The organism is Streptomyces sp. AgN23 (assembly GCF_001598115.1).
GTDB classification, from domain to species: domain Bacteria; phylum Actinomycetota; class Actinomycetes; order Streptomycetales; family Streptomycetaceae; genus Streptomyces; species Streptomyces antimycoticus.
Genome location: NZ_CP007153.1, coordinates 5,318,204 through 5,331,709 on the forward strand (window position 1 = coordinate 5,318,204; position 13,506 = coordinate 5,331,709).

The 13,506-nt window shown below is 64.1% G+C and carries 15 protein-coding genes, 1 tRNA gene and 3 pseudogenes; 10 read left to right on the forward strand and 9 right to left on the reverse strand.

All coding sequences use genetic code 11. The features are described 5' to 3' along the window. Window positions 1-39: 39 nt before the first annotated feature. Window positions 40-168, reverse strand: a complete 129-nt coding sequence (locus AS97_RS48630) for a hypothetical protein (protein ID WP_260613221.1) — start codon at window positions 166-168, stop codon at window positions 40-42. A gap of 132 nt (window positions 169-300) precedes the next feature. Here AS97_RS48630 and AS97_RS22775 point away from each other — a divergent pair, with 132 nt between their 5' ends. Next, complete coding sequence (locus AS97_RS22775; protein WP_210565541.1) at window positions 301-927, forward strand: hypothetical protein; 627 nt, start codon at window positions 301-303, stop codon at window positions 925-927. Between the two features lie 112 nt (window positions 928-1,039). Here AS97_RS22775 and AS97_RS22780 read toward each other — a convergent pair. Then, window positions 1,040-1,113: transfer RNA gene (locus AS97_RS22780), tRNA-Met, on the reverse strand. A gap of 243 nt (window positions 1,114-1,356) precedes the next feature. Then, on the reverse strand, window positions 1,357-1,608 hold the full coding sequence (locus AS97_RS22785) for a hypothetical protein (RefSeq protein ID WP_210565542.1): 252 nt from the start codon (window positions 1,606-1,608) through the stop codon (window positions 1,357-1,359). On the opposite strand from AS97_RS22785, the gene AS97_RS49035 reads away from it, so the two are divergent. Further along, a complete protein-coding gene (locus AS97_RS49035; protein ID WP_349017599.1) occupies window positions 1,565-1,999 on the forward strand; it encodes a hypothetical protein in 435 nt (144 codons plus the stop codon). The genes AS97_RS22785 and AS97_RS49035 overlap by 44 nt on opposite strands. Here the strand turns inward: AS97_RS49035 and AS97_RS22790 are convergent. After that, window positions 1,929-2,231 carry a helix-turn-helix transcriptional regulator gene (locus AS97_RS22790; protein ID WP_079059673.1) on the reverse strand — a complete coding sequence of 101 codons (303 nt, stop codon included), beginning with the start codon at window positions 2,229-2,231 and terminating at the stop codon, window positions 1,929-1,931. The genes AS97_RS49035 and AS97_RS22790 overlap by 71 nt on opposite strands. Before the next feature lie 74 nt (window positions 2,232-2,305). Here AS97_RS22790 and map point away from each other — a divergent pair, with 74 nt between their 5' ends. Together map and AS97_RS47540 are read left to right on the forward strand one after the other, a co-directional pair. Beyond that, entirely contained in the window at window positions 2,306-3,088 is a 783-nt protein-coding gene (gene map, locus AS97_RS22795) for a type I methionyl aminopeptidase (RefSeq protein ID WP_210565543.1), read from the forward strand. Next, window positions 3,085-3,318 (forward strand): annotated as a pseudogene (locus tag AS97_RS47540) (hypothetical protein); the annotation flags it as partial. The gene map and the pseudogene AS97_RS47540, both read left to right, overlap by 4 nt. Here the strand turns inward: AS97_RS47540 and AS97_RS22800 are convergent. After that, entirely contained in the window at window positions 3,293-4,015 is a 723-nt protein-coding gene (locus AS97_RS22800; RefSeq protein WP_059147236.1) for a haloacid dehalogenase type II, read from the reverse strand. The pseudogene AS97_RS47540 and the gene AS97_RS22800 overlap by 26 nt on opposite strands. A gap of 275 nt (window positions 4,016-4,290) precedes the next feature. Between AS97_RS22800 and AS97_RS22805 the strand changes: the two genes are divergently transcribed. The 3 genes and pseudogenes from AS97_RS22805 (at window position 4,291) to AS97_RS22810 (ending at window position 5,650) form a co-directional block, all read left to right on the forward strand. Next, window positions 4,291-4,764 (forward strand): hypothetical protein, encoded by a 474-nt coding sequence (locus AS97_RS22805; RefSeq protein ID WP_210565544.1) that lies wholly within the window; start codon window positions 4,291-4,293, stop codon window positions 4,762-4,764. A gap of 75 nt (window positions 4,765-4,839) precedes the next feature. Continuing rightward, a pseudogene (locus AS97_RS47545) lies at window positions 4,840-5,025 on the forward strand (RimJ/RimL family protein N-acetyltransferase); the annotation flags it as partial. A gap of 313 nt (window positions 5,026-5,338) precedes the next feature. Then, window positions 5,339-5,650, forward strand: a complete 312-nt coding sequence (locus AS97_RS22810; RefSeq protein ID WP_210565545.1) for a hypothetical protein — start codon at window positions 5,339-5,341, stop codon at window positions 5,648-5,650. Window positions 5,651-5,790: 140 nt separating this feature from the next. Here the strand turns inward: AS97_RS22810 and AS97_RS22815 are convergent, their stop codons facing one another. Both AS97_RS22815 and AS97_RS22820 read right to left on the reverse strand, forming a co-directional pair. Continuing rightward, the gene (locus AS97_RS22815; protein WP_210565546.1) at window positions 5,791-6,345 is read right to left on the reverse strand and encodes a hypothetical protein; all 555 of its coding nucleotides are present in this window, start codon (window positions 6,343-6,345) and stop codon (window positions 5,791-5,793) included. A gap of 219 nt (window positions 6,346-6,564) precedes the next feature. Further along, a pseudogene (locus tag AS97_RS22820) lies at window positions 6,565-6,734 on the reverse strand (NUDIX domain-containing protein); the annotation flags it as partial. Window positions 6,735-6,861: 127 nt separating this feature from the next. Between AS97_RS22820 and AS97_RS22825 the strand changes: the two are divergent. From AS97_RS22825 to AS97_RS22835, 3 genes are all read left to right on the forward strand, one after another. Then, window positions 6,862-7,260 (forward strand): hypothetical protein, encoded by a 399-nt coding sequence (locus AS97_RS22825; RefSeq protein ID WP_125758505.1) that lies wholly within the window; start codon window positions 6,862-6,864, stop codon window positions 7,258-7,260. Window positions 7,261-7,616: 356 nt separating this feature from the next. Further along, window positions 7,617-8,078 carry a hypothetical protein gene (locus AS97_RS22830; RefSeq protein WP_125758506.1) on the forward strand — a complete coding sequence of 154 codons (462 nt, stop codon included), beginning with the start codon at window positions 7,617-7,619 and terminating at the stop codon, window positions 8,076-8,078. A 458-nt stretch (window positions 8,079-8,536) separates the two neighbouring features. Then, window positions 8,537-10,972 (forward strand): hypothetical protein, encoded by a 2,436-nt coding sequence (locus AS97_RS22835; RefSeq protein ID WP_210565547.1) that lies wholly within the window; start codon window positions 8,537-8,539, stop codon window positions 10,970-10,972. Between the two features lie 161 nt (window positions 10,973-11,133). On the opposite strand, the gene AS97_RS22840 is transcribed toward AS97_RS22835, so the two are convergent. Next, the gene (locus AS97_RS22840; RefSeq protein WP_210567262.1) at window positions 11,134-12,363 is read right to left on the reverse strand and encodes an IS701 family transposase; all 1,230 of its coding nucleotides are present in this window, start codon (window positions 12,361-12,363) and stop codon (window positions 11,134-11,136) included. Between the two features lie 153 nt (window positions 12,364-12,516). Continuing rightward, window positions 12,517-13,431: a phytanoyl-CoA dioxygenase family protein gene (locus AS97_RS22845; RefSeq protein WP_210565548.1), complete on the reverse strand. Its 915-nt coding sequence runs from the start codon at window positions 13,429-13,431 to the stop codon at window positions 12,517-12,519. Between the last annotated feature and the right edge of the window lie 75 nt (window positions 13,432-13,506).

Here is a 13,506-nt window from a genome sequence, read left to right on the forward strand (position 1 = left end):
CACGGTAGTTGCCCCGGGCGTCTGTGCTACAGCCTCGTCTCAGGGCCGCTGCGAGTTGATCACAGCCTCAACCAGTGGTTTTGTCACGCCCATGATGATCTGCGGTGACAAGATCACCACAAGGGCAACCGACACGGTGAACTGACGCTCCGGCACCGGCGTATCCATCTGGGCCGGCCTGAGGCCATCTCCTGAGGCCGGCATCCAAGGCCACCGCCTGAGGCTCGTTCAACGCCACCTCAGGCCGCCGCCGCCCGCCCGACGTCGTCACCGACCACGACCAGCCACGGGGGACCATCCATGCTCAACCGCCCGCCTCACACCACCCGATTCCGGGCCGCTCTCGTCTGCGTCCTCGGCACCACCCTCCTCGGCCTCGCCACCGCCGGCTGCGAGGACGACACCGCGGCGTCCGACTCCGGCCGACGGCAGTCCGCGACCCGCGCCGACCTGGCGACCGACGGCGACGGCGGCAAGACGCTCCGGCTCGGCGAGCCCACGTCGATCACCTACAAGCGCGGCTCGGACCATATGCGGGGCGCCCTGCGGGTCACTGCGGTGAGCGTGCGCGAGGGCACACACGCGGAGCTGAAGAAGGCGGGCACGGAACCGTCCGACGTACGGACGACCCAGCCGTACTACGTCACCATGACCTTCGAGAACGTCGGCGAGAACTCCCTCCACTACCCCTTCCTCAACACCCCCACCGGACTCCAGGACACCAACGGTGTGGACGACCAGCCGCTCATCACCGGGGACACCGAGGTGGCGGCATGCCCGGGCAAGGACCCGGACGACTTCGCGGTGGGAGCGAAGGTCTCCCTGTGCAAGGTGTTCCTGGTGCCGAACGGCATACGGCCGTCGGTGGTGACATACAGCACAGGCGATGACACCAAGCGGCCAGTGAGCTGGAAGGTCAGGCGCTGACGGCGGCGGGGTGGAGGCGGCGGGAGGCTGCGGTTCCCGCCGCTCGAACCACGAGATGACCGAACGATCGAGGGCCCGGCACTGGAAAAGTGCCGGGCCCTCGATACCTGAGTAGCGGGGACAGGATTTGAACCTGCGACCTCTGGGTTATGAGCCCAGCGAGCTACCGAGCTGCTCCACCCCGCGTCGATGAACGTAACTCTACGTCGTTCTTCCCGCTAAGGGAAATCCGCCCTCCCCACACCGACTCGGCGATGGACCTCGACCACGACCGAGACGGCTCCGATGACCGCCCCGTACCCGAGGATCGTCAGCAGCGGCCAGGGGACGCGCCGGGGAACCAGCACCCTCAACGCGCCCATGACCCCGGCCGCCCGCTTCCCTCGCACACCTCGCGGGCCATGGCGCTCGCGGATCGCGGGCGGATAGTCATCTGTCGCCAGCGCCGAAATCCTCGACCGGCGCGGGTTGCTGCCGGCCGCGGAGGAGGTACAGCGCCGGCTCTTCGCATCCGTCGGCGCCTTCGCCGGCCGTAAGAACGCCTTCGCGAACCAGCCGGACTCGCACGAGGGCCCGCGCGAGCGTGCCGCGCACCGCTTCCCGGTCGCCGGACACTTCGCGGGCATGCTGTTCCGCAATGAGCTGGGCGGCACCAGTCGGATCGATCGCCGGAGATGTCACGTTGTCGTCCTCCGGCGACCGGCTCGCCGGCCACGCCCACGACGGCCGCTTCGCCCTCGTCGACCGTTCCCCCGACGGCCGCTTCGCCCAGGCCGTACGCCCGCTGGAGCACAGGATCGCCTACGTCGCCGCCCCCGCCTCCGACACATCGCCGCCCAGCCTGTTCGTACGTCCGGACGGTGTCATCATCTGGGCCACCTCACCCGACACCGCTTCGTCCGACGACGCCGTCCTCAAGGAGTTCGGCACCGCCATCCGGCGTTGGGTCGGCACGCGCCGAGAGAGCCGGTCGGTGCAAACGGAGCTGCGGGGTCCGAGGCTCAGGAGGCCAACCGCTCGCGTGCGGTGCGACCGGATCCTGCGGGTTCGGCCTCGCCGTCGGACTGGTTGATCTCGGCCCACACCTCATCGAGCGAAAGGCCGAGGACGTCGGCAATCGCCGCGATGGTCGGAAAGGCAGGGGTGGCTACGCGACCGGACTCGATCTTCCGAAGGGTCTCTGGTGAGACACCTGCGTCCAGCGCGGTATCGAGCATCGAGCGCTCCCCCCTGGCCCGACGGAGGAGGGCGCCGAGGCGCTGACCGCGCTCGACCTCTGCGGGAGTGAGCGGCAATCTGACCATGGCACCGATTCTAATACCGGTATAGTAAGCCCGGTATAGTTATTGGTCACATGAGTACGTGAGAAGGACGCCGCATGATCGAGATCCTGAGCCCCACCGAACTGACCCGAGCAAAGGACACCGGCGCTCTGGTCGCCGACATCCTGCACACGCTGAAGGGCCGTAGCACGGTCGGCACGAACCTTCTGGACATCGATCGGTGGGCCAAGGCCATGATCGTCGAGGCGGGAGCGCTGTCCTGCTACGTCGACTACGAGCCGTCCTTCGGACGCGGCCCGTTCGGCCACTACATCTGCACGGCCGTCAACGACGCCGTGCTCCACGGACGGCCGTACGACTACACCCTTGCCGACGGCGATTTGCTGACACTCGACCTCGCCGTCTCCAAAGCCGGAGTCGCCGCGGACGCCGCCATCAGCTTCATCGTGGGCGACGCGAAGCCCCCGGAGAGCATCGCGATGATCGATGCGACCGAACGCGCACTGGCCGCGGGGATCGCCGCCGCCGGGCCCGGCGCTCGCATCGGCGACATCTCCCATGCCATCGGCACGGTCCTCAGCGAGGCGGGGTATCCGATCAACACCGAGTTCGGCGGTCATGGCATCGGATCGACGATGCACCAGGACCCGCACGTGTCGAACACCGGTCGAGCCGGCCGTGGTTACAAACTGCGCCCTGGGCTGCTGCTGGCACTGGAGCCGTGGATCATGGCGGACACCGCCGAGCTCGTCACCGATGCCGACGGCTGGACCCTCCGCAGCGCGACAGGCTGCCGCACGGCGCACAGCGAGCACACGATCGCCATCACCGACGACGGAGCCGACATCCTCACCCTGCCCCAGCAGATGCGGCCGTGAGCGACGCGTTGTACGTGAGGTTTCAGGGGACCGCCCGGAGCCCGCGAGGCCACTTCCCCGGTGTCTTCGCACTGGCCAACGGCCTCGCGCGGGCAGGCCGGCTGAGTGACGAGGAACATCGCTTCTGGCGAGCGGGCAACGACTGGTTCAACGCCAACTTCGCCAACCCCTCCGAGGTCGATCCCTCGGTCTACGACCCCGAACTCAATCCAGGAGCGGTGGCATGGTTCGCCCTCGATCCGGGCCGCGACCGCCGTACCGCTCGATCAGCCGGTCGGCGACCGCATCGAGGTCCTGCCCGATGTAGTCGGGCTGCGGGCCGACGTCGAGGGGCGCGTTGCCCTCGCGGAGGATGAGCGCGGACTGCCAACCGGCCGCCGCAGCGCCGATCGTGTCCCAGACGTGGCACGCGATCATGCAGATGTCCCCAGGATCGGCCTCGAGCGCGGCGGCCACCCCCTGGTACACCTCCGGCGCCGGCTTATGGCGTCGTACGGTCTCCACGCTGAAGCGGCGCTCGAACAGATCGATCACCCCCGCCCGCTCCAACTGCCGCTCGGAGACCTCCAGCGTGTTGTTGGTGAGCGTGAACAGCCGGAAGCCATGGTCGCGCAGCCGACGCAGGGCCGCCGGGACTTCGGGATGGGGCGGCATGCTGCCAAACCGCTCCGTGAGTTCGGCGCCGTCGGCGTCGCTGATCGTGATGTCGCGGGTGGCGGCGAGCATCCGGAGCACGGCACCGCCGATGTCGGTGAACGGGACGTACGCTCCGCTGAGCGTGAGCGCCTCGGAGTAGGTGACCAGGTTGGCGAACCACAGGCGCATGGCGCCGGGGTCGTCGAAAATCCTGTCAAAGGCGGGGCGGAGCGCATCCAGGTCGAGCAGGGTTTCGTTGACGTCGAAGACCAGGATCGGTCGCTCAGGCATAGCGGATCCTTCGTTCACCGGCGGGACAGAAGACTCTCAGGGCGGCACGGGTCACCAGCATGGCCCCGCACAACCGTGATCGACGGCATCGACGGCACGGGTTGCGAAAACGATGCGGCGGAAAGCCCGTTTTTGCCGACGCTCGCGACCGCACCGCCGACGGCCCGCCTCGGACGTTAGCCGGGCGTTAGCCGCACGGCGATAGATCGCCAGCGGTGCCCGACAGTCTTGTTCTCACGAAGCCGAAACGCCACGTCGAGTGAACGGGAATGAAGATGTCGCAGCGCACCACAGTCCGCCACGCCCGCAAGACCGCCGCCGCCATGCTGATCGCCATCGCCGCCTTCGGGCTCACCGCCTGCCAGGACGGCGACACCAACTCCTCGTCCTCATCCCCCTCCGCGAGCGCCACGCAATCCCCCACCCCCGCGGCCAAGCCCAGCCAGGGCTCGGACCAGGACTCCGCCAAGGGCACCCCGTCGGGCATCCCCAGGAAGCCCGGTATGCGCTGCACCAACCAGATCGACTACGGCGACGACCCCAGGGACAACGCCACGATCAACAGCATCGGCTCGGACACCGGCTACTGCCCGGAGCCGCAAAAGGGCGGCACCCCGGCCGGCACCCCCAGGAAGCCCGGCATGCGCTGCACCAACCAGATCGACTACGGCGACGACCCCAGGGACAACGCCACGATCAACAGCATCGGCTCGGACACCGGCTACTGCCCGCCGGTCCAGCACCAGTGAGTGCTCGCAGTAATTCCCGCCTCCGGGGTCCACGAGCAGGCTGCATGGGATTCCCGGACGGCAATCGCCACACCGCACAGACTGGAGGCGAACGTCCAGCCTGACAGCACCTCCCCGCTGAACCTCAAGCGCCTGGGCTTCCAGCGCGAGGGCTGCTCGACAGCCTTCCGGTTCATCAACGGCGAGTGGAGCGACCACGAGCGTTGGGCCATCACTGCCGAGATGGCCCAAGCCGAGGCTCCCTGGCCTAAAACCTCTTGATCCGTAGGTCGTCCAAGCGACGTCGCCAAGGTCCGGTCTCCGACCTCATGCGTGACGTCTTTTAGCCATGCCCGAAAGAGCGCCCCTCAGCTCTTGAGGGCTTTTCTTCCGCTCCGTCATCAGCCCCTCCACACGCCAGGGAGTATCCGACGGATAAGGCTGGAAATGAACACGCGCCAGACGCCGCTCGCCCCAGCAGTATTAAAGGGCACATGGGCAGCACCCACCTGCTGAACTCCGTTTCCTCGCACCCCTTCCAGGGAATGATCCATACACGCTGTCAGAGGATTTCAGCGAGGCGGGGGGCCTGCTCATGAGCGGTACGTCACGGTCGCATCAGAACGGCGCGGAGGCAGGGAACACCACCCCTGAGCCACAGTGCCACAACGCCAAGCAGATAGCGCACACGCCGCCGTCACCGGGACCGCTCCCTGAGCGCAAGGATTCGGACGACGCGCGCACCGACCGCCAACTCGCCGCAATGCGGGCCAAGGTCGACGCCGGAGAGAAAATCCCGACTCCTGGAAGCACCGCGGGCAACGACGACCGCGACATCCATGAGGAGAAGTGGCGCGCACACGATCGCAGCGGCCCCTATGGACAACGGCGCCGCCGCAAGAATTAACCCAACACGTGCCGCAGAGGACGACCACCGTCACTGGGTAGCGCAAGAGGCCCCATCCATCTCTGGAAGGGGCCTCTTAGCTGCTGCGCCGCAGATAGCCACATCAGGGCGGCAAGGGCGTTCGCGCCCAAGGCGAGGGCTTACGGGTGGTACTTCTCCTCAACCGTATCGGCACCGCTGGACTTACGGTCCATGGTGACGCGGACGGTCACGCTGTTGGTCTTGGCAGCCTTCTCCAGCTCGTCCACGGTGCACTTCGCGGTGCCGTAGCCGTCGTCGCCGATGGCCACGCTGCCGTCGGGGGCGGTGCAGATCGCGGCCGCGCCGCGGATATTCGTGGCGTTGGCGACCAAGAACGCCTGGTCCGTGCCGCCGTCCTCGGGCTTGACGATCAGCTTGCCGGGCGCGAGGTACTCCATCGTGCCGACGATCGTGAGGCTCCTACCCGCATTGGCGGCACCGCCCCCGCCCTGGCCCTGCGAGCCGGAGTTGCCCGAGGAGGAACCGCCGGTGGGCTCGCTCGAGGCTTGCTGCGAGGGGGACGCGGTCGAAGAGGCCGAGGAGCCGCTGGGGTCCGCAGCATCGGAGTCGGGCCCGCAGGCCGTGGCCCCCAGACCCAGCGCCGCGGCGGCGACGATGGTGGCGGCGATGCGGCGGCCGGCGCGGCCGCGGAAGCGGTTGGTGGTGGTGCTCATCGTGTCTCCCATTGCTGCGTTGTCGTGTCTCGCTCCCGGACGACAATCAGCTTCGAAGACCGCGTTGGCGTTCGACTAACGGACACCTAATGGAACCCAGCGACGCATAACAGCACGCTTACGCGCGTCCGAGATCGCGAGTTGCCCTCGTTCGCTTCTCCGCCCGCGCGGCGACAGCGCGGGTCGCGGGTCCTCTGCGGCCCGGCGGCCGCGCGCTCCACCAACCACCCGAGCGATAAAGCCGACGTTGAACTGACGACGCACCTCGCCGTCCGTGAAGCAATGACGTGCCGAGGGTCGGTGTACGTGCCGACGAGTCCCGTGATCTCGACGTCCAACCCCGTCTCTTCCTTGACCTCGCGGACCGCCGTACCCGGCAAGGAGTCGGTCCCTCGTACGCCTAGCCCCTCAAAGGCTGGACGGGGTCGCAGCCATGGAGGGACCGGCGGCCCCCGCCCTCAACAGCTTCAGGCGGGTACTCAGGTGCGCGAGAATTGTGCTGTGCATGGTGAAGCCATGATGAGCAGCAGGTCATGCCGCTGGTTAAAGGGGATCTTCGTCTCGGCAGCCGCCGCCCATGGGACGTACTGGGTGTGGGAATCCGCCGAGCAGTGGGCGTCGGAAGCGCGCCATGCCAACCCGGACGGGGGCATCGGCACAGGGCTCATCGAAGGGGCTCTGGCCACATTCGCCTGGTTGACGCTGGTGCCGTTGCTGCTGTGGTCTGGGATGCGGCTGCTGCGGGAGCGAGACAATCAGCTGCTGGTGACCATGGGATCGGCGGCGTGGATCATTCTCGGGACTCAGATGACCGAGGGCGGCGTCAGCAGGGTGGAAACGGAACTGTTCCTTCTCGCGTTCACTCTGCTTGGCGGCTTCCTGGCGCTGTTCCGCCCCACCGCACCAGAAGAGTGATCGCCCGGCGGCGGCTCACCGACCCTGCCCTGAGCGTCCCCCGACGGTTGCTGTCACCGCTGCTGTCACCGCACACGCAAGAGGCCCCTCCCGGTGATCGGAAGGGGCCTCTGAGCTGGTGCGCGCTCGGCAGGATTCGAACCTGCAACCTCTTGATCCGTAGGTTCGGCAGGGTGCTGGTACGGGTCTCGGCTGCGGTCCGGCCTGGTGTCCATGGCGAGCTGATGGCGGGCGTCGTGTGCCGTCGTTGCCGTCAGCGTTGCCGTCACCATCCGCTGTCAGATCCGCCAGCCATCGGCGTGGCTCCTACGCTGTCTCCGGGACACGTGATCAGCCGGAGCCCTAGCATCTTCGCCATGGAGATCGGCGAAGCAAGAGGGCTTGTGGACGAATCGCCATACGTACGGTTCCAGAGCACGGTCCGAAATGAGCGCGGATACTTCACCGGAGTGTTCGGACTGATCAATGGGCTGGCGCGGGACGGGAAGCTGACCGATGAGCAGGAGCGCTTCAGGCGGGCCAACAATGACTGGTACAACGTGGCCTATCCTGACCCCTCCTCCGTCGATCCGACGGTCTACGACCGCGAGCTTCGCCCCGGGGCAGCGGCCTGGTTCAAGTCCACGTCGCAGGACCTGATCAAGCGAGTGGACGGGTACTTGGAGATCCTTGCTGCTCACGGGATCGGGTGCCGCATGATGCGATCGTCAGATCCAGGGAGGATCGTCTACGAGGACGAGTACCAAATCGTCGTCGTTCCGCATGAGGCGGAACCGGGCCAACCGAGTCCGGCGGCCATACGCGGCGGGAATGAGTAGCGAGCGTGCGGCTCGTAGGCCCCGGCCCGCCTATGACGGCGCGGGTGGTGCTCTGGTCGCCGTCTGATCGAGGCGCGCGGCGGTTGCCGTCAACGACCGCCGTCAACGGGCAACGCAAGAGGCCCCTTCCATCCCTGGAAGGGGCCTCTGAGCTGGTGCGCGCTCGGCAGGATTCGAACCTGCAACCTCTTGATCCGTAGGTTCGGGCAGGGCCCTAGTAACGGCCTCGACAGCGCTCCGAACCGGTGCCTGTACTGAACCCCCGGAAGGCGCCGTGTGCCGTCGTTGATGTCAGCACTGATGTCACCGAGCCTTACATGATGCACTGTCACAATGACCTGCTGGCCGCAAGAACTGCTGAACAGCTAGCGAACCGTCACCCCCTTGCAGGATGATTGTGTAGCTAGCACCACAGATAGATCGAAAAGTAGTTTGATTCTATGGCTCCTGGGGGCAGAGTGGATCCATACGCCAGTGCAAAAAGTGAACTCCATGGCCTTCTCGGATCATCAACGCTCGGCAGTGGAGCCAACGAGGACACGACCCGCCTGCATCTGATCGATGCGCTTCTCTTCAACTGCTTGGGCTGGAATGCACAGGACGCGACAACCGAGGATCATTACAACGGTTCATACGTAGACTACATTGTTGGAACACCTTCTGCCCAATTCATTCTTGAAGCAAAAAGGGAAGGCATTGCCTTCCGCTTGCCGCCTGGCATTGCAGGCAGACATGCGATCACTGTTCCTACACTTATGGAGGACGAGAATACCGCTAAAGCAATTCGACAAGTTTTGGAATACTGCCAAGAACGCGGGGTGCCAGTCGGCATAATCTCCAACGGACATCAACTCGCCGCCTTCTTTGCTTCACGACAAGACGGCATTCCTCCTCTATCGGGAGAGGCCCTAGTCTTCAGCTCCCTCCAAGAAATGCATGACGACTTCAACACCCTTTGGAGTCATCTATCTAAGCCAGCTGTAGCTACTAGGAACCTACAGAGGTACTTGCTCGGAAGAAAACCGCAATCCCTAGCCCCAGAAAAGCTATCCAACTCTATTGCGAACTATCCAGGTTTCCGCAGACGAACCGAGCTGGAAACTGACCTAAAGACGCTGGGGCAACTCTTTATTCAAGACCTCGAGCACGAAAAAAACATCTCAGACGAGTTCATCCGAGACTGCTATTGCGCGAGTGGCGCATTGTCACAGTACTCACTCGTCAGTAGAGAGGTACTGCGCGCGCGATATGCCTCGGTTGCTTCAGCGATTCCAGGAGGCGCAGAGCAGGTTACAGGAAAGAAGGGATTAAATCCGAAACTCACGGCAGAAATGGTGACTGCCGCATTAAGTCGACGCCCCATCATCTTGTTAGGTGACGTAGGAGTAGGCAAGAGCATGTTCCTGCGCCACTTGATCCGAGTTGATGCACAAGAAGTACTCGCCAAATCAATAATCCTCTACGTGGACTTCGTGCGTGAGCCAGTATTCGTCACCGATCTACCGGAATACATTACCGAGCGCATGTCCGAGCAACTTGAGGCCGAGCAAGGCATAGACATTCAGGAGCGGTCCTTCGTCAGGGCTGTCTACAACAAGGAGATCAATAAGTTCAAAAAAACGATCTTCGGCGATGAGTCAGATCCGGCAGAATACCGCAAACACGAACTTGCTATGCTCGCAGGTCACATCTCTAACGAATTCGAACATCTGCGACGATCCCTAGATCACATTCGCGGCACGTCCGGTCGGTCGCCGCTCGTCATTTTGGATAACATCGACCAACGCCCTTTTGAGTTCCAAGAAAGAATCTTTGAGACTGCACACTCCATTGCCGACTCCTGGTCTGGCACCGTATTCGTTTCAATCAGGCCTAGCACCTTCTTTCAATCCAGGTCACACGGTGCACTGGCAGCCTATCAAACGCGCGCCTTCACGATCGCTCCAGCTCGAACCGATCAGGTCATTTCGAAGCGTCTGAACTATGCAAAGAATAAGGTCATCGAGTCCGGGGCCGATGGGATTTTCCCACAAAATCTTTCGATCAACGACCGGGACCTAATTTCGTATCTGGATGCACTGATCAAAGCTTTCAACGTCGACGAGGAACTCAAATCCCTCATCGACAATATGAGCGGCGGGAACACCAGAATAGCACTGATGTTCCTTTTCACATTCATAGGAAGCGGGTACGTGTCCACCCAACGGGTGCTCGACGTGGCAGATTCTGGGCGCGTATACACCGTACCTATGCACGAATTCATTCGCGCTATCGTATTTGGCGACTACGATTACTACTCACCCGAGGCGAGTGTAGTTTGCAACCTATTCGACATCACCACTAACGACGCACGTGAGCACTTCCTCTTGCCCAACATCTTGGCCCATGTTCAGCGCCAGGCTGAAAGCGCGGGTGGAGAAGGGTTCGTCTCCGCAGCAAGTATCTACTCTTTCGGTCAAGGGATCGGATTCTCACAAGAGCAAATCGGGGCCCAGCTCGACAGGGCAACTAAGAAGAATCTCCTAGACTTTTCTGACGCCGCAGAAGACGCTTCATACCGACCCACCAGTGTTGGTAACTACATGTATCGAAAGATGTCGGCTTCCTTTAGCTATGTCGACGCCATGATCGTGGACACCCCGATCGTCGACCCAAGTACCAGGCGCTTAATTAGGGACGTTCAAAGCATCAAAGATCGCCTATCAAGGGCACGCATTTTTAGGGATTACCTAGACGCTAATTGGTTGACTTTCGGCTCGGCGGCGGACGAACTACCGTTCCGATGGAATGACGTAAGCGCCATTCTGGCGGATGAAATAGCAGAAGCGGAGGCGAAAGCGGAGGCGGCCGCTCAGAGAAGGAATGATTCATCCACGCATTTTTGGAGCCGATAGCGTATCGATTGAAATGTCCTCACCTGACTGTCGCTTGGTCGGAGCCTGCACCGCCTCACTTGGCAACTGATCTAGGTGTGCCGGTCGGGTAGCCGGAGCCCATTGCAGGGCCCCCGGCTACCCGACCACCCATCTAGTACTCCAGCTGTAGATGGTGATCTTCACGCTTGAACGGCTTGCCGCCGGTAGTGGCTGGCCTGAGATCGGGCCTGGTGGCGGCGTCGCCAGTCGGACCAGGCGAGCAAATGGGCGGTGTCGTGGACGGTGCGGATCACGAGGGTGATGAACAAGCGTTGGATCTCGTTGCAGGTCAGCCGTATGAGGCCGTCCGGTGCGGGATGGTAGGAGTGCTCGTCGGCGCGGACGACGGCTAGGAAAGCATGCGCAAGCATGGCCAGGGTGACCCAGCGCGACCAGGACACGTAGCGGCGTACCTGGTGCTCATCCAGGGCAGCCAGACCCTTTCCGGCCTGAAAGAACTCCTCCACTCGCCACCTTGATCCAGCGACCCGCACCAGTTCGGTCAGCGGCACCGGGGTGGGCGAGTAACAGCGGTAGTAGGCGAGTTCGCCCGTGCCGCGATTGCGGCGGATCAACAACTGACGGCTGCCGGGGTCGACGAGGTCGATAACGGCCCAGTCGTAGAAACGGTGGCCCTTGGCCCCGGTCCCTGCCGACAACTTCTGCCAGGCCCGCTCGGGTACCTTCCTGGCCAGGGCATCCGAGCGAAACCTCCCGGCGCCGGTGGTGACTTCGTGCGAGCAGGCCACGGTGAGGACGTAGCCGGTGCCGCGTTGCTCCAGCATGGTCCGCAGTTTCGGGTTACCGCCGTAGACCTCGTCGCCGACCACCCAGGCGGCTCGATGGCCAGCATCCAGGAACCGGGCGACCATGCGTGCGGCCAACTCCGGCTTGGTTGCGAAGGCGGCCTCCTTATCGAGTCCGGCGGCGCGGCAGCGGTCAGGGTCGGCAGTCCAGGAACGCGGAACGTACAGTTCCCGGTCCACCGCGGCGTGCCCACGCCGTCCCGCGTAGACCAGGTAGACGGCGACCTGGGCATTCTCGATTCTGCCCGCGGTACCGGTGTATTGGCGCTGAACGCCCACCGTGCCGGAGCCCTTCTTCACATCGCCGGTCTCATCGACGACCAGCACCGCCCGCTCGTCGTGCAGGTGCTCCACCACGTAGCCCCGAAGGTCGTCGCGGACGGCGTCGGCATCCCACTTGGCCCGGCTGAGCAGGTGCTGCATGGCGTCCGGAGTGGACTCCCCGGCCCACTCGGCGATCGTCCAGCAGTTCTTGCGCGGCAAGTCCGACAGAAGTCCGAGCACCAACCGACGTACCCGACGTCGTGGTTCTACCCGCGCGAATTGGCCTGCGATCCGACCCATCAAGACCTCGAAGGACTGCTGCCAACGGGTGGGGTCTAGGCTGTGACCTACGGCCACCGCATGATCTTCAGTCTTCACACACCGATGATCAGCGGTGTCCGCAATCGTGTCCGCACTGCCCCCATCGTCAAGCCCACGCGATGCGACAGTGCGTCAGCCAGGCTGGCGCCAAGGCGTGAGGTCGAGCCCCGGATACCGCAGCGCCACCCCGGACAATGTCTCCGGGGACCAGTACGGATGTCCAGGCGGTGGGAACCCGAATGCCTGGAGTTGGCGGGGGGTGGCCCGCTCGACGAACTTGACCCAGTCCTCCTGGACAGCGGAGTAGGCCCAGCCCCGGCGCTGACCCCACTGGACTTGGGAGGGACGGAAGTTCAAGTGCATGGTGAACCGGGCACCGTGCGGCGCGGTCATGGCCGTTCCGCGGTGGACGGTGCCGATCTCGAAGGCGACGACTGTCCCGGCGGGACCGGCTGCGGACACCTCTGCTCCGTACAGGTGCGGGCTGCCGCTGACGTCGTGGAAGCGGTTCTTGCTTTCGTGGCCGGGCCGCAGATACCGATCGGGTACGGCGGGGAGGTCGGCCGTGTGCCTTCGCGAGACAAGGTGAGCCGGGCCGAACTCCTCCGGCACGTCCGCCAAGTACACGAACATCTCCAGCTGGCGGAAGCCGGGGGCGGTGCTGGGCACCAGAAGGGTATGGCCCGGGTGGTCGCGGTGCAGGTCCTGCTCGTAGTCGCTGGCACCGGCGTACTTCGCCCAGGCCTCCGCGCCGGAGATCTGGACATCGTCGTCTTCCAGCAGCGTCTTGGCCAGCGCCAGAATCCGGTGGTTCACAGCCAACAGGCTGATCTCCGTGCTGGTGAACGGGAAGTAGTCGATTCCGGCGAACTGGTCGCCGATGAAGCGCTCGCGTCGCGGGTCGGTTGCGTCGTGGAACCCCTCGGCGGACGGGAAGAGTAGATCCAGTTCGCCCGTTGCGGGCTTCAGCTCATCGGGTGAGATGAAACCGGGGAGGATGACGAAGCCGTCTTCACGCCATGCATGTGCCGCTTCTTTGAGGTCCATCGGGCCAGGGTGATCACGGTGAGCGCCGCAAGCAACCGGTTTTCCGGCACGAAGTACGACTGTGGGGCGAGCAGT